Genomic DNA, 22,340 nt, shown 5'->3' on the forward strand with positions numbered 1-22,340 from the left:
TTGGTCATTTTAGCAGTGGCCATTGTACCTCTGCTGGGAGCGACCCTCTTTTTCATGCAATACTTTGGGGGCGTGACCCGGGCGGACAGTGAGGAGCTGGCTGAGAGTATCCTGGAGATGAATACTACACGGATCGATGAATGGATAAACTCCAAAACATCTGCGGTACAGGAACTGATGGCCATGCATCCTGAATTCGACACTGCACAGCCGGCCACTATATTCCCGGTAGTCAAGGTGCTGGAAGACAGCGACAGACAGTCCGAAGGCTACAGTGTCATTAATAAGGAAGGGATATTGTCGAATTCCCTTAATCTTACCGCCGATGTCAGCGGAGAGGCGTATTTCCAGGAAGCCAAGACGAGCCATGCACCGGCTGTAGCCGATATGTCTTTTTTGGAGCAGCTGAATAAAAATATCATTCCGGTCTTCGTTCCGGCAGTGGACAAAGACAATCAATTCGCCGGAGGCATCGCCTTCTCGGTAACACCTGATATTCTGACGGAGATGAGCAAGAACATCCATGTAGCCGAAACCGGTTATGGATATGTGATTTCAGGACAAGGTAATTATTATACCTCTTCGGATCCGGACCGGATCGGGAAGAACATTGCGGACTATGCCGGAACGCCGGAAATGAAGGAAGCCTACAAGAATATACTGGCAAACGACAAGGGTTCGGAGACCTACAAGGGCGAAGACGGGAAGCAGGTCATCACCTATTTCCGTACGATCCCCAGCACAGACTGGAAGCTGCTGATCAGCGTTCCAAAGAGTGAGATTACAGCCAAAGTAACTTCGGCCCAGACCATCTCCCTGATATTCGTTGTTATAGTTATGCTCGTTGTTATCGGTATTTCCCTATATCTTACCCGCTTGATTGTGAAGCCGATAGTAGCGATCTCCGGTGTAATGAGACGGGTGGCAGAGGGTCATCTGAGTGATCGGGTGGCAGTGCGTTCCGGGGATGAGATTGGCCAGATGAGCCAGAGCATCAATGATATGATTGCAAGCCTGGCCGGAATTGTCGGCAAAATCGATGCTACAGTCGCCCAAGTGGCTGTCTCTGGAGAAGGTGTGCTGAAGTATGCCAATCAGACCTCCAATACTTCGGCGGAGATCGAGACCGTGGTCCAGGAAGTAGCAAGGGGCATGGAGGAGCAATTCAGAGGTTCGGAGCAGGCGGCAAGAGCCACAGAAGAGATGGCTATCGGACTGCAGAGAATTGCCGAATCCTCGGTCAGTGTATCAGATCAGGCGGAAACGGTCAGTACCGAGGTAGAGAACGGTTATCTGGAGATCCAGGCTACACTTGAGCAGATGACAGTAATCAGCACTACTGCGGGGAAGACTTCAGAGCTGATCAACAACCTGACCGGTCAATCAGAGCAGATTGGACAGATCGTGGATGTGATCTCGGAAATCTCCAATCAGACGGGGTTATTATCGCTTAATGCTTCTATTGAAGCTGCCAGAGCAGGCGAGCACGGGCGCGGCTTCGGAGTTGTAGCGAACGAAGTGAAGAAGCTGGCTGAGCGCACGGGCGGAGCCATCGTGAACATTGTTGAACTGATCCGCCAGATTCAAGAATCCACCAAGAATGCTGCGGTCTCTATGGAGAAGAGCGTAGTTGAAATCGGTGACGGTATGGGGAAAATGAAAAATGTGGGCGAATCGTTCAACCATATCCGTTCTTCCATCCGCGAGGTTTCCTTGCAGATTCAGGATGTATCTGCCATCAACGAGCAAATGTCGGCCGGGACGGAAGAGATTACGGCTTCCATCTCTGATATGCTGATCATTGCAAGGGATTCTGCGGAAAGTGCCGAGATGGTTGCAGAGGCTTCAACTGAACAGCGGAATCTGATGGGTAAGGTTGTAACCTCGGCTGAATCTCTAAATGGGCTGATGTCCGAATTGCGGAGCGAGATTGAGAAGTTCCATTAAGGGCTGGTTGCAATAAAAAAACACCCCTCTGCCGCACGGGTTACCGTGTGTGAAGCAGAAGGGTGTTTGCTGTTTAATGAATCAATCCGCAGACGCAAGGTCAGGCTTACAGCTTTTCTTCCAGCTGCAGACTCTCAATTCCGCCGCGGATAATGCTGCATGAGGCTGCGAATTTCGCCATTTCAGCATCGCTGAGGTTCAGCTCCAGCAGTTCCTGGATACCGCCGCTGCCAATAATGGCCGGTGCACCTGCGCAGACGCCGCTTTGCCCGTACTCGCCGTCCAGAATCGCCGAAACGGCGATGATTTTGTGCTCATCATTCAGAATGGAGCGCGTGATGTAGGCCAGTGCACTGCCGATCCCGAAATGCGTGGAGCCTTTGCGGGTGAAGATCTCCCAGCCGGCATCCTTCGTCTTGCGGGCGATATCCTCAAGGTCCAGGCTGCTGAAACGCTCGCGGTGCTGTTCCATGATCTGCAGAAGCGGCTTGCCGCCGATCGTTACATGAGACCAGGCCACGAACTGGGATTCCCCGTGCTCGCCGAGTGCGTATCCGTTGACGCTGCGCGGATCGATGGTGAATACCTCGGACAGCAGCGTCTTCAGGCGGGAAGAATCAATCGAGGTACCGGTGCCGATGATCCGGTGCCGCGGCAGGCCGGATATTTTCCATACCATATAGGTGACAATATCAACGGGGTTCGCGGCTACGACAAAGATACCGTCGAAACCTCCAGCCATAATTTCGGTAACAATCTCCCTGGTAATAACAGCGGCGGCATCCAGCACATCCAGCCGGGTCTGCCCTGGTTTGGGATTGGCGCCTGCCGTCAGAATGACGACATCCATCCCGGCGCAATCGCTGGAGGTGCCTGCGTACACCTTAGTACGTGTTCCGGTGAAATCCATGCAGTGCGAGAGGTCAAGCGCTTGTGCCATGGCACGGTCGTAGGTGCGGTCGATCATCATGATCTCATCGCAGATGGCCTGATTAACCATGGAGTAGGCGCAGCTGGAACCTACCATACCAGAGCCGACGATTGCCACTTTTCTCGATTTACTTTTCAATTGCCTTGTCCCCACTCTCTAGAAGTATGCTTTTATTCTAACTGATCTTATCGGAAGTTACCTGACATGAAGTTGAAAAAGTCATGCGTCGCCTGCCCGTTTTTCGACACAATTGACATCGGAGGTTAGAAATATGGCGGTCTAGCCTTATACTGCTTCACTGCTATAATTATTATGTGATCCGGGCTGTTAAGAACCATGCAGAAAGCCCGGCGCCTATTAAATATGAAAGGGGATGTCCCAAGCAGTCATGATCATGGCTGTTTGAGACACCCCCTGTTTGTGAATATAAGGATGTATAAGTGTCATTCCACGAATCATCCTTATACTTCCCGCTGAAACGTGACCGCTCTTTGAACAAGACGGCAAAGCCGTTTCCACCCTGCTGTCCAGGATGTATGTATCCTGCTTACCCTCTGGTCTGTGGTATTTGGGCCTCTGCAGGCAGCATCCGGGTGTAGTGCTTATACATGAACACTCTCCAGTGGAGAATCATGCCAAAGGCCAGAATAAAGAATAATCCGCCGGATTGCGGGACGGATACATATTGATTGATAAACTCATGGAGAAGGGTGCGGATCAGCAGCAGTCCAAGCAGAATGAAGGCGAAGCTCTTGGAGCGCTGGGCATAAATCTGTCCTTCCCGTTCCTCGAACCGGGTGCTGCGCATTAGCGGATAGGCGAAGATAAACCAGCCGACCAGGAAAGCTGCAACAGCCCACCACCAGGGAAATCTGACTTCCGGGACTACAAACATGGCGAATCCGGTGGACATGCCAAGCGGCGGAATCCATATTTTGCGGACGGTTACCGGACGGGCACTAGCCTTCAGGCGGATAAAAATAACCATCAGCGCCATGAACACGGCTCCCAGCGTGGAGCCCACATGCAGAAGTGAGGGGTTGATATTGCCCATGATTCACTTTCCTCTCTGTGATTTGGGTCACTTATTTCTTCATTATAGCAGAAAAAAGATCCAATTCAGAATGGATCACCGGCCGTGGTGAAGGCGGCCCCTGGATGGCCCACACAGCAAACCCGCCAGGGTTAACCCTGGCGGGTTTGCTTGATAAGTGTATTTCAGCAGCTTCAGCTATGAATGCTGCCATAGGGCTTAAGAACGGCTACGTCCGCCAACCGAACGCAGGATCAGGCTGACGATGAAGATCAGAACTACGGCACCAATCAATGAAGGGAAGACATAGTAGTCGCTGATCTTAGGTCCCCAGCTTCCCAGCAGCATGCCGCCGAGCCATGAACCCAGAATACCGGCGATAATGTTGCCGATAATGCCACCCGGAATATCTCTGCCCATAATCAGGCCAGCCAGCCAACCAATCACGCCACCAACAATCAACATCCATAATAAACTCATTATTCTTCAGCTCCTTTGTGTTTGTTATCTTCGATGGTTACTATTAACCTTCTGCAAGACGTTTAAACCAAGTGTCAAATATTGCTTGCACACTTAGAATTAGTATTCTATTGTATCCATATTTATGCTGTTTAAGCCTGGTAATGTCTTGGGTACATAAACATGTTATAGTAAATTTTGCGGAGATCAGCTGAGTGAAAACACCGCTGTGCAGGTTATATATTTGTACACTATACAATAAAGGAGCCGTTGCTATGCACCAGCCTAATGAAGTGTTGTTCTATATCGGAACCTATAGTAGTGAGAAGGAAGAAGCCATCCTGTTGGGGGCGCTGGATAAGGAAACGGGCGAAATGAGAATTATGGGCGGCACCCGCGGAATTGAGAATCCCTCCTATCTGGCTGTAAATGCAGCGGGAACCGTATTATATGCGGTAAGTGAACAGGATGAAGGCCAGGTGCACGCCTACGCCATTGAATCCGGCAGCAAAGCGCTGCGCCCGCTGGGCAGCAGAGCTACCGGAGGCGGTGCGCCGTGTTATGTTTCCGTGGCTCCGCAAGGAGATTACATATTCGTATCTAATTATACGGGAGGAAATGTGAATGTATTCCCGCTGAACAGTGACGGCTCGCTGCAGGACATGTCCTCCCAGGTTAAGCATGAAGGTTCAGGAATCCGTGCAGACCGTCAGGATGCGCCTCATCCGCATTCCGTTATTCCCGATAAAACCGGGGATCATGTGCTGGTCTGCGATCTCGGACTGGATCAGATTGTGTTCTACCGCGTGGAGGAGGGCAAGCTGGTCACCCACCGCGAAGTGGATCTGCCGCCGGGCTCGGGGCCGCGTCATCTGGCTGTACATCCTTCACGGCAATGGATCTATCTGGTGAATGAATTGAATAATACGGTTACCGTATTTGCGGATGACGAGCAGCAGGGCAACCTCAAGATCCTGCAGAATGTCAGCTCGCTTCCTGAGCATTACACGGCCGGAAGTGATGATACAGCGGCGGATATTCACGTCTCCCCATGCGGAAGATACCTGTACGTATCGAACCGGGGACATGACAGCATCGCCCTGTTCCATATTGATAATGCGACAGGTCTGCTGGAAGCGGAGGATTGGGTCATCTCCGGCGGCCGGACACCGCGGAATTTCGCCATTATCAGCGGCATGCTGCTCGCTGCTAACCAGAACAGCGGCAATATCGTATCCTTCAGGATCGACAGTGAGAGCGGCCGGCTGATTCCTACAGGTAATGAACTGGAGATTCCGTCTCCGGTCTGTGTAGTGGCTGTTTGATAGAGCGGATTACGCCGCCATCTGTGGATCTAAGTTGTAATTCATACAACATTTAAGCCAATGGACTTATCTATAGAAAGTGGGCTTAAGAATAAGAATAAGGATTTGCCTTTTCCGGGTTCACGCCAAAAGAACGTCCCTCTGCCCGCTGGCAGTCTGGGACGTTCTTCGTTTGGGCTCATTATATACCCTTGTGGCACAAGTCACACGGAACAGTAATTTTATCATCTGAGCATGCTCTTTACTGCATCCCCAGCTGGTCATCACGCTCATAGAAGCCGATGTCATCCAGCATAATCTTGTCATCTTCCCCTTGCAGGTAGAAGGTGATTTCGGTCAGCTTGTCCGGATCAAGCGCTGGCTCTTCTTCAAGGAACAGCTCAAAGGGCAGCTCATAGGTCTGGAAGACGGCTTCCGAGCGGTCGCCGAACTTGCCGTCGCTGATCCGCTCCTCCAGCCATGGGCTGATCGTGAATTCGGTCTGGGGCAATGGCAGAATCTCCATTACCTCATCCAGGGGCAGCCGTGCCGTGACCTCATTGCTGTCGGTCAGCTCCACCTCCACATCGGGGGAGAGAGCGCCCGCAGAGGGTGCAGCCGCATCCTCTGCGTCATCAGCGTCGGAATTAAGGTTAGCCAAGGAGAAGGCTAAGCCCTCTGCGGCGGAAGCGGCAAGATTACGGGTGAGTGATTCACTAAGCTTAATCTTGTAGGAGGCTTCAACCGCATCCGCACCAGCATCCGCATCACCAGCTCCAGCCTGGTTCTGAGCGGTGCTGCCGCGCTCCAGCAGAATACCGTATGAAGGTTTATTCTTGGACTCGCGGTCCTTGGCTGCTTCTTCGCTCCAGGTGAGGCCTTCAGCAGTGGCAGTGCCGCCCTTCACCGTATTTCTTTTGCGGTCTTCCTCGTAGTTCGCTACCGTAAGGTAAGTCCCGCTCTGGAACCGGTTATAATAGGCGGTATTCGGCAGCCACTGCGCACCGCTGCGGTAATCACGGAACAATTGCTGATATTCCTTCTTCCCGTGCAGCGTAGTCTCCAGAAATGCAGAGACATAGATCTTGGCAATCTGCCGCTGGTCACCACCATCCATTATATCTGTACGTTTCAGGAACAGCCCCGTCGGCAGTGCCTGGTCAAACAGCCCCCAGTCTGTGTTGAACTGGCTGTGATTGGCATCGGCAATGTAGAGCGAGCTTTTGAAAGCCGGAGTGCTGCCGGTGTAGGAAGCACGCATATACTGCCGGTCCCCGTAGAAGTCATGCACATCGCCGTCACGGGCGCCCTGCAGCGTCAGATAGTTCACATCCACCAGACTGGCCTGTTTGCTGTCAATGGCTTTATCCGTAGGAGCCAGCGCAATAACGGAAGTGATGTTGAACTGCTTCGTTGCCGCCAGTGCCGGATCACCGGTGAACCAGCGCGAGGCATCCGCAGCCATGGCTACAGCCTGACCGCCGCGGCTATGGCCCAGCAATGCAGTCTGGTCATAATCGACCTTCTGATAGAAGGGTGTGCCGGATTGCTCCGCGAAGCTTGCGATCTGCTGCAGATGCTTCAGAATCATCCAGGTCCGCACCTGGAAGTCATTATCCGGAATGCCGGACCACGCAGAATAATTCAGGAAGTTCTCATCCAGCGAGACGGCGATAAATCCCCGGCTGGCCAGCAGTTCCCCGAGATAGGCGTATCCGCCCTCGGAATAATCCTCCATCATATGGTTGCCATGCACCATAAGCACGAGGGGATAAGGCCCGTCACCGTCAGGCATCCAGACCCGGGCATTCAGAGGAAGCGCTCCGGGATCGAATCCCCAGAATAAGGTACGCAGCGCAGGCCATGATTTGATGAATTCCGTAGCATCCACAGAAGCAGAGAGGAGCGCGGCATCCGCGCCATACTCTGTACGGTGCAGGTCCTGGCCGCTCCCATAGGTGAAGCTGTGGAACGTATAGTCCCCCGGCTGTCCGGGATCAGCCGCCGCCGCAGGAAGAACCTCTCCATCCGCAGCCAATGTCTTAACCGATGGGGAGGGAGCAGGGCTGCTTCCCGTCCCATAGGCCAATGCCAAGGGGGTCAGGACAAGAACCGCTGCCAGAAGCCCGCCGGTGAGGGTTCTCCGCGTCCGCAGCAGACCGGCTGCAAGACCTCCCAGCCCCCCGGCCACAGCTGTGATACCAGCGATGGCTGCTGCAGCCTCAAGCTCCAGATCGGCGTAATACAGAATAAGCAGCACGGCGCTCAGTGCACTGAGCCAAGAGCCCGTGAACAGCCGCGGAATGCGCAGTCCGGTTAATGAGAGCAGTAGAGCCAGCAGGTTGCCGGCCAGCGCCATTACAAGGGTTCCCGCACCGGCAGCCAGTATAATATCCGCTGCGCTCCCAAGCCCTGTAGGAATGCCCATAACCGCTATAGTAAAGGCCAGAATGCATAGAATCCAAGGACCGCAGAGTGCAATCCTCCATAATGCTGTATCATACCGGTACGTTTCTAAGCTGCGTCTTCCCATTTCCCTGAGTATGCGCCTGTGCAGGCGTGGTCCCTGCTGTGCGGGTACATACTCCAAATCCATTCCCATAATAGTTTCCCCCGACAATTTGTGGCAAATAGAGGCTGCAGAAATCCGGCAGAACTCATCTCTAGTAATTCAACTTATATCTAGTAATTCGACCTATAAGATGTAGCAATAATATTACTTTAAGACATCAATAACAAGTGGGTCTTACAGGAACGGCCGCCACTTGCTGCCGCCGGGCGGAATAGAGCCATCTTTCATCCAAATTGAAAAAAAGGTTTGACAGCGCGCAGGGCATTCAGTATTATGTCTGTATAACCTACTAAATGGGTAGGAATAATCAAATAAGTTCTTACCGTACAGACGGAGGAACGCCTGCTTCAGGCTCGCAGATACGCGTCCATAGGACCGGTTTGACCAGCCGCAAGTGGGCTTTCCTGCGTCTTTTTTTGACGGAAATCCAACCAACAAGAAATTCACAATGATAATGCAATTACAAGAACATTATGGGGGAGTGGTTTGTGATGAAGAAAGGGATCAAGAAGGGGCTTATCGCCGGTTTCACACTATTATTGACGGCAGGGCTTACTGCTTGCGGCAACAACAATGCAGGTAACAGTGCGGGCGCAGCAACAGAGGCTCCTGCGGCAACAGAGGCGGCTGCGAATACGGCGGCTACACCGGAGGCAACAAAGGCTCCAGCCAAAGATCCGGTCGAGCTGCTGAATGTGTCCTACGACCCTACACGTGAACTATATGAGAATTATAACAAGGCATTCGCCGCTTACTGGGAGCAGGAGACAGGCCAGAAGGTTACGATCAAGCAATCGCATGGCGGATCAGGCAAGCAGAGCCGGGCTGTACTCGACGGTCTGGAAGCAGATGTAGTTACGCTGGCGCTCGGATATGACATTGATGCTCTTCAGGAAACGGGTCTTATCGGCGCGGACTGGCAGAGTAAATATGAGCATAACAGCTCCCCGTATACTTCCACCATCGTATTCCTTGTGCGTAAAGGCAACCCGAAAGGCATCAAGGACTGGCCGGATCTGCTCAAGGACGATGTAGAAGTGATCACTCCGAACCCTAAGACTTCCGGCGGTGCGCGCTGGAACTACCTGGCAGCCTGGGGATATGCGCTTGACCAGAATAATAACGATGAAGCCAAGGCTCAGGAGTTCGTACAGAAGCTGTTCAAAAATGTACCCGTACTGGACACCGGGGCGCGCGGCTCTACAACTACCTTCGTGGAACGCGGAATCGGTGACGTGCTGATCGCCTGGGAGAATGAAGCCTACCTGTCGATCAAGGAGCTGGGTCCGGATAAATTCGAGATTGTAAATCCGTCGGAGAGCATTCTGGCCGAGCCGCCGGTAGCCGTGGTGGATAAAGTTGTCGACAAGAGAGGCACCCGTGAGGTCGCAGATGCTTATCTGAAATACCTGTACACCGAGGAAGGCCAGGAAATCGCCGCCGAGAACTATTACCGCCCGACTCTGGAAAGTGTGAAGGAACAGTACAAGGACCAATTCCCTGAGATCAAGCTGTTCACACTGGCGGACAAATTCGGAACCTGGAAGGAAACCCAGGAGAAGCACTTTAATGATGGCGGAATCTTCGACAAAATCTACGTGCCGGGCAGCTGATAGCCAGTTCCGGGATGGAGCTGAGCAGAACAGGTAAGGCGAATTTTGCAGGCGGGGTCCCGCCCGGTTGCTGATCGGCCAACGAGCCGAAGGCAGGAAAGGATGAATGGGCAAATGAATGTCACCACTAAAGCTGCTGCGGGGGCTGTGTCACGGCGCAGGCTTCTGCCGGGTTTCGGAATTACGATGGGGTTCAGCGTATTGTATCTGAGTCTTGTCGTTCTGCTGCCGCTGTCAGCGCTGCTCTTCAATTCGACGGGACTCAGCTGGGCTAAGTTCTGGGATGTGGCTACGGATGCCCGTGTCCTGGCCTCCTATCGGGTCAGTCTGAGTACAGCGGCAGCAGCAGCCCTGATCGATGCTGTTCTGGGGCTGCTGCTGGCCTGGGTGCTGGTACGCTATGAATTTCCGGGCAATAGGCTATTCGACGCCCTGATCGATCTGCCGTTCGCGCTCCCTACAGCTGTAGCGGGTGTGTCACTGACCGCACTTTATTCCCAGAACGGCTGGATCGGCTCCCTGCTGGAGCCGCTGGGCCTCCGGGTAGCCTTCACGCCGCTTGGCATTACGCTGGCGCTGATGTTTATCGGCATTCCCTTTGTGGTCCGCACGGTTCAGCCCGTGCTGGAGGATCTGGACAGGGATATGGAAGAGGCATCGGCCACACTGGGAGCGGGACGCTGGCGGACCTTCGTGCGGATCGTTATGCCGGAGCTGTTCCCGCCGCTGCTTACGGGCTTTGCATTGGCTTTTGCCCGGGGCATCGGCGAATACGGCTCCGTTGTATTTATCTCCGGCAATATGCCAATGCGTACGGAGATTGCTCCGCTTCTCATCATGTCCAAGCTGGAGCAGTTCGATTATGCCGGAGCAACAGCGGTGGCGCTGCTGCTGCTGCTAATCTCCTTCCTGATGCTGCTGGTCATCAACAGCCTCCAGCACTGGGCGCGGAAGAGCTCGCGTTAAGGATTCAGGAAATCTGGACAACGGCGGCCATTCAAGATGCCTATGCTAACAAAACTTAAGTGAATGCTTCCGAAGCGAGTTTTATTGCGATGTTTATCGAGGAGCGGAGCTTCATAAAACTTTTAGGAGGAATAAAAATGGCCGGTACGGTTCCCTTACATGTCCCCGCACCGCGAAAAAGCGTGTCGTCCCCCCGGACGACTGAATCCAAAGCGGTGAAATGGGTGCTCATTTCCCTTGCCGGACTTGTATTGCTCTGGCTGATTGCCCTGCCGCTGATTATCGTGCTGGTGGAGTCGCTGAAGCGGGGGCTGGATGTCTACTGGGCTGCGCTGACCGATCCGGATGCCGCCTCGGCGCTGAAGCTGACCCTGCTGGTCGCGGCCATTACCGTTCCGCTGAATACGATCTTTGGTGTAACGGCGGCGTGGGCAGTGACCAAGTTCCGTTTTCGCGGCAAGGGCTTTCTGATTACGCTGATCGATCTGCCATTTGCCGTATCGCCGGTAATTGGCGGGTTGATCTTTATTCTGGTATTCGGCTCGCATGGCTGGTTCGGTCCTTGGCTGAGCAATCACGATATCAAGATTGTTTTTGCTTTGCCGGGTATTGTGCTGGCTACGCTGTTTATCACCTTCCCTTTTGTGGCGCGCGAGCTGATTCCGCTGATGGAGGAGCAGGGCACACAGGAGGAGGAAGCGGCCATTACGCTAGGTGCGCACGGCTGGCAGATTTTCTGGCGCGTGACGCTGCCCAATATCAAGTGGGGTCTGCTGTACGGCATTATTCTCTGTAATGCACGGGCAATGGGGGAGTTCGGCGCGGTATCCGTGGTATCCGGGCATATCCGGGGAGAGACGAATACCCTACCGCTTCATGTCGAGATTCTGTACAACGAATATCAATTTTCGGCATCCTTCGCCGTTGCCTCCCTGTTGCTCCTGCTGGCCCTGGTGACGATGATGGTCAAGAGCCTGCTTTTACGTAAAAATGCTCATTGACAGTCCTTGGGGTCCGTGCTAAGTTAATTCATAGTATACAAGGTGGTAATTACGGAATAACGGGATTTAGGCGGAGATACTCCCCTGTCCGGGGAAAGGGAGGCTGGAGAATGGCTAAACCACTGAAAGTGGATGAGGTATGGCTTGCGCGGATAACGGAACTTCTCGACGATATGGAGTTCGGCTCATTGCATATTGTGGTGCATGAAGGTCAAATCGTACAGATGGAGCGCACAGAGCGCAAACGTTTCGAGAACAGCACAGCAAATGCACGTTATAGTGGAGAAACCGGAAGCCGGCGGACCGATTCCCGTTCTGCGGGACGAGGATAGCAATCTGTAGTGCACTGATAAATGATCATACATTTCCGTGAACAGAAAAAAGGGGTATCTCACAAGCCTGGAAATGGCTGAATGAGGTACCCCTTTTGTATGCCGGGACATTAGTGTAAGCTTTACTTTAGTAGCGTGTGTTGCGCCGTGATCCGCTGATTCCCTCCACCAGCAGGATGAGGGCAGTGATGGCATGCATAATCCAGCCGACAAAAGGAATCAAACCGACCACCGAGGTGACGATACCAACTGCGTTACCGATGATAGATCCGCGTTCTCTCAGCAGAATAATTACAGCTACGGCATGGAGCAGAAAAGCAACCCCCAGCGGTACCCAGGCATTGGCTACGACAAATGCCCCGCCGATGAACGGCAGTGCCAGAAAAGCCTCATAAGCGAAAGTTCCCCATTTGAATAATTTCCCTATCGGAGACATAATAACTCCACCAGCCTTCCAAGTAGTCTTATAAAGATCCTATTCCACAGTTTACCCAAGGATACGGGCTAAGAATAACCCTGTGCCGGCAACAGATGCAGAACCGTTTGTATTTCTGAGTAATTGTACGCCGGGGGGAGGCGGGACGTTTCATTTTTCCGGATAAGATAGGCGCTGCCTTGCCTCGAAACCTTGCAGTCATATATATTGGTAACAGGTTAACAGGAGTGTCCGCGTGCAGGCGGATAATCATGACAAGAGGGGATAATGTATGGACAAGACATTGCAGCCGGATATCCGGCATGAGCTGCCAACAGTGGAGCAATACCTGGCCCTGCGGCTGGAAGCCGGGCTTAGTCCCATGAGTGTGGAGGGAGCCGGAATCGGGCTGCCCCGCTCCGCGTTTGCTGTAACCTTGTATGAAGGAGATATATTGGCTGGAATGGGACGGGTAATCGGGGACGGGGGCTGTTTTTTTCAGGTGACCGATATTGCCGTGAAGCCTTCCTTTCAGGGGCAGGGTCTGGGGAAAATAATTATGCGGGAAATCCGCCGGTTTCTGGATACCGTGCCGGACAAGGCGTATATTAGTCTCATTGCTGACGGGGAAGCCTCAAGGCTGTATGCCCAATATGGATTCGCACCGGTCCTGCCGGATTCTCAGGGGATGTTCCTGCGGCGTTCATGATGAAAAGAGGATCAGGGCTGCAAACAAATACGAAAGTGAGGCAACAAGAGAATGGATATCGTAGTATTTGGTGCATCGGGTAAGATCGGAAGTGCGATTGTAGAAGAAGCGTTAAAAAGAAAACATGAGGTTACCGCTGCCGTCCGCAAACCGGAAGCCTTCAGTATTCAGCATGACCGGCTTAAGGTTGTTGCAGCCGACCTGCTGGACCCCGCCACGGTAACGGCAGCTCTGCACGGACATGAAGAGGTTATCAGCGCATTCGGACCGGCGCCGGGGCATGAGAATGATCTGCTGCAGGCGGCGGATTCCCTGCTGACAGGGATGCGTGCCGCCGGGCTCCAGCGCCTGATCGTTATCGGCGGGGCAGGCAGCCTGAAGACGGAAACGGGGGAGTGGCTGATGGACACGGCTGATTTCCCGGAGAACTTCCGTCCGCTTGCGTCGGCTCACGCCAATGCCTATGAAATCTACAGAGGGTCAGAGATGGATTACACGTACCTGAGTCCGCCTGCTGCCATTATCGCCGGACGCCGGACCGGCCAGTTCCGGATTGGTCTGGACCGTCTAATTGTGGACGAGAACGGGCGGAGCAGCATCAGCATCCAGGATTTCGCGGTAGCGGTTATCGATGAGCTGGAGGAAGGCAATTTCAGCAAGACCCGTTTTACAGTGGGGTATTAATAGATGCAGATTAAGCTTGTCAGGAAATAAAGCGGCCTAGAATGCAGGCTTCGTAAGCTTAAAGCCCGTCCTCTTGAACGCTCAGGAGGGCTTTTTGCTGTCATTCCGGGCACCTTAGCCGGATGAGGATGTGTCAAAGTCTGCAATTTGCCTGATTCTATAGTACTGGGTACAATCGAAGCAACTAAAGGGGGGCTTGGCTATGGATGTGGTAACTGCGGAGGAGATGCGGGCATTCGACCGCGAAACGATTGAGCGGCTGGGAATTCCGGCCATCGCGCTGATGGAGAACGCCGGGCGGGCGATTGCCGAGGAGGTCATCGCATTGTGCCGGCGGCGGGGGGCAGGCGCGGGCGGTGGCACAGGGAGTGCAGACGCAGAGGAGCGAAGCTTCGGTGCAGGAGCCGTGGGCGGCGTGGGCAGAGGAACGCAGAGCTATGGAGCGGGCGCGGTGGGCGGCGGAGGCAGAGGAACGCAGAGCTATGGAGCGGGCGCGGTGGGCGGCGGAGGCAGAGGAACGCAGAGCTATGGAGCGGGCCTGGCCGGTGGTGAAAGCGAAGGAACGCAGAGCTATGCGGCAGGCGTGGGCGGCGGCATAGGGAGCACGGATGCAGAGGGGCGATGCTACGGGGCAGGATCCGTGGGCAGCGCGGGCGGTGGAAGAGGAGGAACGCAGAGCTATGGAGCGGGCACGGTGGGCGGCGGAGGCGAAGGAACGCAGAGCTATGCGGCCGGCGGGCCGGCGATCCAGCCGCCGGGCTTCTCTGTCAGCGCCGACCCGGCGCTGACGCTTACCGCTGCCGGCGGCGAGCACTGGCTCGTCCTCGCCGGCAAAGGCAACAACGGCGGCGACGGGCTCGCCGCCGCCAGGCACCTGCGTGAGGCCGGCATCGCCGTCACGCTGGTGTACGCGGCCGCGCCGGAGTCGCTGGCCGGCGAAGCCGCGCTGCAGCGGGATGCCGCTGCAGCCATGGGCATCCCTGCCGCAGTCTACGGCAGGGATGCTGTGGACCTTGCCGCATGCAGCGGCATCGTAGATGCGCTGCTCGGCACAGGCAGCGCGGGCGCCCCGCGCGGTGCCTATGCGGAGCTGATTGCCGCTGCGAACGCCAGCGGCAGGCCTATTGTATCCGCGGACATCCCCAGCGGGCTGGACGCGGACACGGGCGAGACGCATGAGCCCTGCATTCATGCGACGGTGACCGTCTGCCTCGCGTTCCTCAAACGCGGGCTGCTGCAGTATCCCGGCGCCGGAGCAGCCGGGCAGGTGGTGGTCCGCTCCATCGGCATCCCCGCTGCCCTGGCGCGTGAGAGCGGCGTCCCGGTCAGCCTGCTGACGCCGGAAGTGCTGCGGACACGTCTGCAGGTCGACGTGTCGCGCCGCCGTTCGCCCGAAGGCCACAAGGGCACTTACGGGCATGTCCTGCTGGCAGCAGGAAGCCTGCGCATGAGCGGCGCCGGCCTGCTGTGCGCCCGCGCTGCGCTGCGCGCCGGCTGCGGGCTGGTGACGTGGGCGCTGCCGGATAAGCTGCTGCCCTATGTGATCGGCTGCGCACCTGAGCTGATGCTGGCCCCGGTATCCGGCGGCGACGGGGAATGGAATGCCGGTACGGCGGCTGAAGTGCTGCAGCTAAGCGGAAGCCGCGATTGTATGGCTGTCGGTCCCGGTCTTGGCCGGTTCGAAGGAGATACGGATTGGCTCCGCAGGCTTTGGGAGGAGACGGAGTCTCCCCTGATTCTCGATGCGGATGCGCTGAATATACTGGCGGATGCCGATTACGGGTCCTGGACCCGCCGCCATCCGGTAATTCTGACCCCGCATCCCGGGGAGATGGCCCGGCTGGCAGGGACTTCAACGGCCCGGGTGCAGCGTGACCGGATCGGACTGGCGCTGTCTTATGCCGCAGCGCACGGCGTGATCCTGGTGCTTAAGGGAGCCCATACAGTCATAGCAACGCCCGAAGGACAGGCTTATGTGAACATCACGGGTCATCCGGGTATGGGAACCGGCGGCGCGGGGGATGTGCTGACCGGAATCATCTCCGGCCTGCTGGCCCAGGGCCTGGATACTGCACAGGCGGCAGCCTTTGGGGTCTATCTCCACGGGCTGGCGGGAGAACGTGCCGCCCGGAAACGGGATAACCCGGCGGCCTTGATCGCCGGGGATATTATTGAGGCGCTGTGAATCGTAACTCCGGAGCTGCTGCGGCTCATTATCTATACACCATACCCGTGATCCTGCCGCTTCTGCTGCGCCAGTGCGAGTCTAAGGGTAGCACTGCTCTGCCCTGAATGGATTAGTGTTACAGCTCTGCCTGCGGAAGCACTGTATCAGAACAAGACCAGGCAGAGCAGCGGAATAAACAAGGCGAAGAAGGGAAGCAGGAGCGGGTAGCGTTCGCCGGCAATCTGGGCGAACCGGAACAACAGCAGCACTACAAGTCCGGCAAGACCGCTGGTCATTGCATCGCCGCCTTGCTCAGAAGCCAGCCACAGGCCGGCTCCAAAGCCGGCTACGGCGTATAACACCAGGGCCGGACTGAGCGAAGTGGACCGGAACATGCGCAGCAGGGCATCGGCAAGTATCGCTGCCGGTAAGCCGTAAGCGTAGATGGCATACGGCACCGATACCGGCCAGCCATCCGGCACTCCGCCTTCGTAGCCATGGCCGAGCATAAACAGGGAAACGAGAATAAAGGTCAGTCCGGCGGCCGACAGCTTGGTCAGTGCGTACATGCCCGCAGTCAGGCGGACAGAAGGCAGATCATAATCCTTATGTGTGGTCATCGCTTAACATCCTTTCGGGGTGGGTGAAGAGCACGGCCGGAATGACCGGACGAATCCGGCGCATGAATCAGCTTGTAACCATGTCCCCTCCGTTAACATGAATACAGGTGCCTGTTACATAGGAAGCATCAGGGCTGGCCAGATAGACATAGGCTCCTGCCAGCTCATAGGGCTGTGCCGCCCGCTTGAACGGGGTGTCTGTGCCGAATACACTGACCTCTTCAGCGGAATAGCTGGAAGGAATCAGCGGTGTCCATACCGGACCGGGAGCTACACTGTTGACGCGGATGCCGCTGTCCGCCAGTGAAAGAGCCAGAGAGCGGGTGAACGAGACAACGGCGCCTTTGGTGGAGGAATAGTCAATGAGCTCCTTGTTGCCCTGGTAAGCGGTAATGGAGGCGGTGTTAATAATGCAGCTTCCTTTGTGCAGATGCGGGAGTGCGGCCTGGGTCAGGAAGAAGAAAGGGAAGATATTGGTGCGGTAGGTCTGGTACAGCTGCTCCTCTGTGATATCCAGAATGCTCTTCTGCGGATATTGGACGGCGTGGTTATTCACCAGAATGTCGAGCTTGCCGAAGGTCCGCACGGTGTGCTCCACCGCTTCGAAGCAGCACTCTTTATAGCGCAGATCCGTCTCAATCCGCAGGCAGCGGCGTCCAAGCTCTTCTATCCGGTGCTGCGTAGCTGCGGCATCAGAAGCTTCGTCCAAGTAAGCGATGGCAATATCTGCCCCTTCTTTGGCAAAAGCGATGGCGGCTGCTCTTCCAATGCCGCTGTCTCCGCCGGTAATCAGGGCAACCTTTCCTTTGAGCCTGCCGCTGCTGCTCTCGGGGTTCTCGCTGATCGGACGCGGATTCATCAGACTCTCCAGCCCCGGCTGGCGGTCCTGATGCTGTGGGGGGAAGGCGATAGGCTGCACGCGGCATACCGTCTTTTCTCCGTAATAGGGGTAAACGGGATTCATCGGGTGATACTCCTCCTTGCCTGTTGGCTCTCCGTATATTGGTATGCATGCGCCCAGAAAAGCGTGCGCCGCAGTCCTCTTCTGGGTGATCCTTAAGACGCTCTTAACTTTACATACTAAAAACTTAGAAATGGAGAGAATAACTAATGCTATACAGAACAATGACAGCCGATGATTACGAGGCAGCTTATCAATTATGGAAGAATACGGACGGGATGGGTCTTAGTGAAGCGGACTCGCGCGGGGAAATTATCCGTTATCTGGAGCGTAATCCGGGAATCAGCCAGGTGTGTGTGGATGAGGACGGTACACTTGCGGGTACAGCGGTGTGCGGACATGACGGACGCAGAGGATATATGTATCATGTGGCTGTCAGCAGCAGCAGCCGGGGTAAGGGTGCCGGGCGTGAGATGGTCACACGCTGCCTGGAGAGACTGCGGGAGGAAGGCATCAGTAAATGCCATCTGATGGTCATCGGGCATAACGCTCTGGGCCGCAGCTTCTGGTCAGGCACCGGCTGGCAGGAGCGGGATGGCCTTGTACTGTTCTCGCGGAACAGCTGATAGGTCACAAACAATGTAATAGTGTAGCTTTTGTCCGGACGCAGTATAATATATAGGAGCTTTACAAATGACTTGCACTATTCTATGTGCAATGTCGAATTTTGATAGCGGGAGACCTGAGCGATGCGGTTTAAAGATGTATTCTCAATTATCGGTCCGGCGATGGTCGGACCTTCCAGTTCGCATACAGCGGGGGCGGCGCGGATCGGCAGAGCGGCACGCCAGGTGCTCGGTGAATTGCCGCGTACGGCAGAAGTCACGTTCTTCGGTTCTTTTGCGGCCACGTATCAGGGACATGGAACAGACCGGGCTATCGCCGGAGGTCTGCTGGACTTTACGACCGATGACCACCGGCTGCCGGATTCCATAGAGCTTGCTGCCGAAGCCGGAATGGAGGTTTCCTTCGGTCAGGGGACGGGCTTGTTCCCCCATCCCAATACGGTCCGCTTGCGGCTTACCGGCAGCGAGAGCGGCACAGAGCTGATGCTTACCGGGATTTCGATCGGCGGCGGCAATATCGAAATTGTTGATATTGACGGATTTGGCGTGAAGCTTACCGGCATGTATCCAACTGTGCTGATTAATCATATGGACTATCTGGGCGTACTGGCCAGCGTTACGGATGTAATGCGGCAGGGCCAGTGCAATATTGGACATATGTCGCTGGACCGCAAGAACCGCAGCGGAGCAGCCTTGACGGTGCTGGAGCTGGATGAAGCCGCTACACCGGAGCTGCTGCGGAATTTGCGGGCGCTGCCGGCTGTGAAGTCCGTGAAAGTCGTCGATTTGAATGAACAGGCACATGAGCAGAAAGGAAAGGACATTACATCATGAATTTTCAAACACTCAGCCAGCTGGCTGTATTATGTGAAGAGCGGGGTCTGGGAATCGGCGCTCTGATGCTTGAGGAGCAGAGCGCGGAGTCTGGACGTTCCAAGGAGCAGGAGTTCGCTACCATGAGCCAGTATTACGGCGTAATGAAGGAAGCGGTGCACCGCGGCATGCATGAAGACACCACCTCGCGCAGCGGCCTGACAGGACTTGACGCCCAGCGTGTGGCTGCTTACAATGCAGCGGATGAACCTTGCCTTGGCGGTCCTGCCGGCCAGGCCATGGCGTATGCTCTTGCGGTTTCGGAAGTGAATGCTTCCATGGGGCGGATTATCGCTACGCCGACCGCAGGCTCCTGCGGAATCATTCCCGGGGTGTTCCTGAGCTGTCAGGAGCGCTTCGGCTGGGATGATGACTATATGGTTACCGGCCTGTTCGCGGCTGGAGCCATCGGGTATGTTATTGCCAACAATTCCTTTGTATCGGGAGCGGAAGGCGGCTGTCAGGCCGAGGTCGGCTCAGCCATCGGGATGGCGGCAGGGGCCTTGACTGAAATGCGCGGCGGCACACCGGCGCAAGCCGTGCATGCCGTAGGGCTGGCACTGAAGAATACACTGGGGCTGATCTGTGATCCGGTAGGCGGACTTGTGGAGATTCCATGTATTGTCCGTAACGGCTTCGGTGCCGTCACGGCACTTGCTGCGGCCGATATGGCACTGGCCGGTGTCCGCAGTGTGATACCGTCCGATGAAGTGATCAAGGTCATGCTGGAGGTAGGCTCCGCCATGCCCGAGAAGCACCGCGAGACGGCGGGGGGCGGACTGGCGCAGACGCCAACCGGCCGCCGGATTATGAAGGATTTACGGAACAAGAAATAAGCTGCGGGAGCTTTCGGACGTCAGCCATTTTTGCGGGGCTATAGCATACGGAACCGTTCAAGCTGATCCCACAGCCCCTCACGCCGGAGGATTTCCTCCTGCTTCGGTCCCATCAGGTCGAAGTGGGGGAACGGCTGGCGGTTATGAATATATTGCGGCGGAAGACCGTTCTTCCTGCACCACTCCCTCAGGCGGGGGAGATCACTGCACCCGACCTTGGTCACTGTGGTGATGTCAGGAAAACGCTTGTCCAGCCAGTAATGCGTAAGGAACGCGATTTCACCAGCGGAGACCGCTTGTTTCCAGCGGGCTAGTTCTGCTCTGTTAATGCCAAAGGCCATAGCTGTCATCATCCTTATTGATCATAGTGAATTGATTAAATACAAGAATATAAGATATTTCCGGAAAGGGGAGAAGAACATGAACGGGCAAGTTAGAGCGGATATCCGCCCCGGACTTCAGGTTGATATTGTACTGAAGCAGGATCAGGCGACCGGCAAACTCACACATGGCGCGGTTAAAGACATTCTGACCAATTCGCCCCGCCATCCGCACGGAATCAAAGTGCGGCTGACTGACGGACAGGTAGGACGGGTCAAGAACATTACAGGTTAAGCAGTATACAGAAGAATGAAGAAGCGCCGCGAGCCGGGGCGGCTGTGTCCCTTGGGCAGCCGCCGGGGTAAGAGGCGCCTTTTGATTTGCGTACAGGATCATGAGCCTGCTTAACGGCCCATGAACTCCTCTACATACTGGTCGGCCTTGGTCTGATTACATAAATTGCAGGCGCAGACACAGTTGTCCGGCGTAGTGTGCCCGCCCTTGGCACGGGGCAGCAGATGGTCAATGGTATCCCCGTATAAGCCGCAGAAATAGCAGATATACTGGTCCCGGGTCAGAATATAGGCGCGGAAATCCTTATTGCTGTATAAGCGGCGGATTGTACGGCGGTTCACGACAACTGCGGCATGCTCCCGGACAAGCGTTACCGCAAGCGCAAGATCAATCTCCTGATGCCAGCGCCGGCCTTTGTCGCTGTGCCCGCGCATCAGAATCATACCCTTGCCTGAAGGGATGAGCGCAGAGGCATCCTGGGGATCGGGCTTCGGTCCGCGCTGCTGGGGGATCGTGCGTCCCGTTTCCGCACTGCGCGGACGGGACTTGCCCTTGAGGCCGGAGGTACCCGCGCTGCCGCGGCCTTCCTTGGCACGTTCGGGCAAGGAAGGCTGACGGCCCAAGGCAGCAGGCGGTTTGGCAGCTCCGGAGCCCGCTGCAGAGATCGAGACCAGTGTCTTATCCCGCTTGGCAGTCCCTGTGCCGGGCGGACGCTCCGGCAGTGCGGGTGCCGCGCTTGCACGCGGCGGCGCAGCCGCAGCCCCTGCTTCACGTAGCTTGCGGCATTCCCGGCAGGCTCCGCGCCGGGAGATACCCTTGGAGCGCTTGCCTGTACGTCTGCGGAATTCGGAGAGCGGCTTAAGCTGATGGCAATAGGCACATTGTTTGGATGGAGGAAGAATAGTTTCAGTCATAAGTATACTTGGCAGGACGGCCCTCAGCCGCAACTGTCCAATCCCTTCTGTATTTTGAAATAGAAACTTATTTACGGTATACCGCCATGTGATTTCATCGATTTGATAATAGTATAGCGTAAAGCACAGGTATTCACACAGCATGCGCCAAAAGCCGCAAATCTCCAGGGCTGTGACATCCTTCTTCGCAGTCTTGAGGAAAAACCCGTAAACTCGCAAAGTAAGGCCGTAAATCGATGATGAGGCTTGTATAGGAATACAATAATTATGAACCAGAGAGGAGGAAGCTGAATGACCGTTAGTGAAAAAAAGCCCGGGGCCGTAAGACTGCTATTTGTGCTTCAGGCATTCTTAGGCCTTGGAGCTGTCGCCGGAGGGCTGGTCCTGCTCGCCGATCCCAGTGGTGAAATGATTGGAATGCCGGCGTCCATACTGGAAAGATCGCCCTTTGACAGTTATGCAATTCCCGGCATTCTGCTGCTGGTCATTTTTGGGCTGCTGCCGCTAATGGTGCTCTATGGTCTTTTTAAGCAGCCTGAGTGGTCTTGGGGCTATTCGCTCACTCCGTTTAAGGCGCTGCATGCAGCATGGAGCTTCTCGCTTTATATCGGCTTTGGCCAGATTATCTGGATTATGGTGCAGACGTATATGATGGATACAGTCAGTATTGTTCATGTTTTCTACATGTCTCTGGGCATGCTGGTTCAGATCGTTACGCTGCTGCCTGCGGTACAGAGATATTTTATGCTGGACGGCCGTTCTGAAAGAAGTTAGAATGACAGTGAACATAAAAGGGCTTTCATTTGGGCCGCGGGAGTGAAC

At 55.3% G+C, this 22,340-nt stretch carries 23 protein-coding genes; 14 read left to right on the top strand and 9 right to left on the bottom strand.

Annotation, left to right across the window (positions count from 1 at the left end):
• The first annotated feature begins 54 nt into the window (after positions 1-54).
• Positions 55-1,947: a methyl-accepting chemotaxis protein gene (locus tag NSU01_RS02250; RefSeq protein ID WP_231575270.1), complete on the top strand. Its 1,893-nt coding sequence runs from the start codon at positions 55-57 to the stop codon at positions 1,945-1,947.
• Positions 1,948-2,053: 106 nt separating this feature from the next.
• Here the strand turns inward: NSU01_RS02250 and NSU01_RS02255 are convergent, their stop codons facing one another.
• The 3 genes from NSU01_RS02255 to NSU01_RS02265 all read right to left on the bottom strand — a co-directional run bounded on the left by NSU01_RS02255 (position 2,054) and on the right by NSU01_RS02265 (position 4,391).
• Complete coding sequence (locus NSU01_RS02255) at positions 2,054-3,016, bottom strand: L-lactate dehydrogenase (RefSeq protein ID WP_042133078.1); 963 nt, start codon at positions 3,014-3,016, stop codon at positions 2,054-2,056.
• A 409-nt stretch (positions 3,017-3,425) separates the two neighbouring features.
• A complete protein-coding gene (locus NSU01_RS02260) occupies positions 3,426-3,932 on the bottom strand; it encodes a cytochrome c biogenesis protein CcdC (protein WP_042133080.1) in 507 nt (168 codons plus the stop codon).
• 198 nt (positions 3,933-4,130) lie between these two features.
• Complete coding sequence (locus NSU01_RS02265) at positions 4,131-4,391, bottom strand: GlsB/YeaQ/YmgE family stress response membrane protein (protein ID WP_036732764.1); 261 nt, start codon at positions 4,389-4,391, stop codon at positions 4,131-4,133.
• Between the two features lie 254 nt (positions 4,392-4,645).
• On the opposite strand from NSU01_RS02265, the gene NSU01_RS02270 reads away from it, so the two are divergent.
• Positions 4,646-5,695: a lactonase family protein gene (locus NSU01_RS02270; RefSeq protein ID WP_076243556.1), complete on the top strand. Its 1,050-nt coding sequence runs from the start codon at positions 4,646-4,648 to the stop codon at positions 5,693-5,695.
• Between the two features lie 241 nt (positions 5,696-5,936).
• Here NSU01_RS02270 and NSU01_RS02275 read toward each other — a convergent pair whose 3' ends face one another.
• Positions 5,937-8,276 carry a hypothetical protein gene (locus NSU01_RS02275; protein ID WP_076243557.1) on the bottom strand — a complete coding sequence of 780 codons (2,340 nt, stop codon included), beginning with the start codon at positions 8,274-8,276 and terminating at the stop codon, positions 5,937-5,939.
• A gap of 461 nt (positions 8,277-8,737) precedes the next feature.
• On the opposite strand from NSU01_RS02275, the gene NSU01_RS02280 reads away from it, so the two are divergent.
• The 4 genes from NSU01_RS02280 to NSU01_RS02295 all read left to right on the top strand — a co-directional run bounded on the left by NSU01_RS02280 (position 8,738) and on the right by NSU01_RS02295 (position 12,158).
• On the top strand, positions 8,738-9,859 hold the full coding sequence (locus NSU01_RS02280; protein ID WP_076243558.1) for a sulfate ABC transporter substrate-binding protein: 1,122 nt from the start codon (positions 8,738-8,740) through the stop codon (positions 9,857-9,859).
• A gap of 114 nt (positions 9,860-9,973) precedes the next feature.
• Positions 9,974-10,825, top strand: coding sequence for a sulfate ABC transporter permease subunit CysT (cysT, locus tag NSU01_RS02285; RefSeq protein ID WP_076243559.1), 852 nt, complete (start codon positions 9,974-9,976; stop codon positions 10,823-10,825).
• 137 nt (positions 10,826-10,962) lie between these two features.
• A complete protein-coding gene (cysW, locus tag NSU01_RS02290; protein ID WP_076243560.1) occupies positions 10,963-11,826 on the top strand; it encodes a sulfate ABC transporter permease subunit CysW in 864 nt (287 codons plus the stop codon).
• Positions 11,827-11,936: 110 nt separating this feature from the next.
• Positions 11,937-12,158: a YezD family protein gene (locus NSU01_RS02295; protein WP_039299580.1), complete on the top strand. Its 222-nt coding sequence runs from the start codon at positions 11,937-11,939 to the stop codon at positions 12,156-12,158.
• A gap of 127 nt (positions 12,159-12,285) precedes the next feature.
• Here the strand turns inward: NSU01_RS02295 and NSU01_RS02300 are convergent, their stop codons facing one another.
• Positions 12,286-12,594 (bottom strand): hypothetical protein, encoded by a 309-nt coding sequence (locus NSU01_RS02300; RefSeq protein WP_042232103.1) that lies wholly within the window; start codon positions 12,592-12,594, stop codon positions 12,286-12,288.
• Positions 12,595-12,865: 271 nt separating this feature from the next.
• On the opposite strand from NSU01_RS02300, the gene NSU01_RS02305 reads away from it, so the two are divergent.
• From NSU01_RS02305 to NSU01_RS02315, 3 genes are all read left to right on the top strand, one after another.
• Positions 12,866-13,282: a GNAT family N-acetyltransferase gene (locus tag NSU01_RS02305; protein ID WP_042133096.1), complete on the top strand. Its 417-nt coding sequence runs from the start codon at positions 12,866-12,868 to the stop codon at positions 13,280-13,282.
• A gap of 51 nt (positions 13,283-13,333) precedes the next feature.
• On the top strand, positions 13,334-13,966 hold the full coding sequence (locus tag NSU01_RS02310; protein WP_076243561.1) for an NAD(P)H-binding protein: 633 nt from the start codon (positions 13,334-13,336) through the stop codon (positions 13,964-13,966).
• Between the two features lie 202 nt (positions 13,967-14,168).
• Positions 14,169-16,151 (top strand): NAD(P)H-hydrate dehydratase, encoded by a 1,983-nt coding sequence (locus NSU01_RS02315; protein WP_339302459.1) that lies wholly within the window; start codon positions 14,169-14,171, stop codon positions 16,149-16,151.
• 146 nt (positions 16,152-16,297) lie between these two features.
• Here the strand turns inward: NSU01_RS02315 and NSU01_RS02320 are convergent, their stop codons facing one another.
• Positions 16,298-16,753, bottom strand: coding sequence for a hypothetical protein (locus NSU01_RS02320; protein ID WP_039310540.1), 456 nt, complete (start codon positions 16,751-16,753; stop codon positions 16,298-16,300).
• Between the two features lie 67 nt (positions 16,754-16,820).
• Positions 16,821-17,717, bottom strand: coding sequence for an SDR family oxidoreductase (locus NSU01_RS02325; protein ID WP_042133103.1), 897 nt, complete (start codon positions 17,715-17,717; stop codon positions 16,821-16,823).
• A 146-nt stretch (positions 17,718-17,863) separates the two neighbouring features.
• Between NSU01_RS02325 and NSU01_RS02330 the strand changes: the two genes are divergently transcribed.
• The 3 genes from NSU01_RS02330 (at position 17,864) to sdaAA (ending at position 19,989) form a co-directional block, all read left to right on the top strand.
• A complete protein-coding gene (locus NSU01_RS02330; protein ID WP_076243563.1) occupies positions 17,864-18,280 on the top strand; it encodes a GNAT family N-acetyltransferase in 417 nt (138 codons plus the stop codon).
• 123 nt (positions 18,281-18,403) lie between these two features.
• Entirely contained in the window at positions 18,404-19,114 is a 711-nt protein-coding gene (sdaAB, locus tag NSU01_RS02335) for an L-serine ammonia-lyase, iron-sulfur-dependent subunit beta (RefSeq protein ID WP_042133105.1), read from the top strand.
• Positions 19,111-19,989 (top strand): L-serine ammonia-lyase, iron-sulfur-dependent, subunit alpha, encoded by an 879-nt coding sequence (sdaAA, locus tag NSU01_RS02340; RefSeq protein WP_042133107.1) that lies wholly within the window; start codon positions 19,111-19,113, stop codon positions 19,987-19,989. Before sdaAB ends, sdaAA begins: the two co-directional genes overlap by 4 nt.
• A gap of 38 nt (positions 19,990-20,027) precedes the next feature.
• On the opposite strand, the gene NSU01_RS02345 is transcribed toward sdaAA, so the two are convergent.
• Positions 20,028-20,330, bottom strand: coding sequence for a hypothetical protein (locus NSU01_RS02345; RefSeq protein ID WP_039310552.1), 303 nt, complete (start codon positions 20,328-20,330; stop codon positions 20,028-20,030).
• 79 nt (positions 20,331-20,409) lie between these two features.
• On the opposite strand from NSU01_RS02345, the gene NSU01_RS02350 reads away from it, so the two are divergent.
• Positions 20,410-20,604: a YwbE family protein gene (locus NSU01_RS02350; protein ID WP_042133109.1), complete on the top strand. Its 195-nt coding sequence runs from the start codon at positions 20,410-20,412 to the stop codon at positions 20,602-20,604.
• 110 nt (positions 20,605-20,714) lie between these two features.
• On the opposite strand, the gene NSU01_RS02355 is transcribed toward NSU01_RS02350, so the two are convergent.
• Complete coding sequence (locus NSU01_RS02355; RefSeq protein WP_076243579.1) at positions 20,715-21,518, bottom strand: HNH endonuclease; 804 nt, start codon at positions 21,516-21,518, stop codon at positions 20,715-20,717.
• Between the two features lie 291 nt (positions 21,519-21,809).
• Here NSU01_RS02355 and NSU01_RS02360 point away from each other — a divergent pair, with 291 nt between their 5' ends.
• Complete coding sequence (locus NSU01_RS02360) at positions 21,810-22,292, top strand: hypothetical protein (RefSeq protein WP_042133111.1); 483 nt, start codon at positions 21,810-21,812, stop codon at positions 22,290-22,292.
• Positions 22,293-22,340: the final 48 nt, after the last annotated feature.

Source organism: Paenibacillus sp. FSL H8-0259 (assembly GCF_037963255.1).
GTDB classification, from domain to species: Bacteria; Bacillota; Bacilli; order Paenibacillales; family Paenibacillaceae; genus Paenibacillus_AQ; species Paenibacillus_AQ phytohabitans.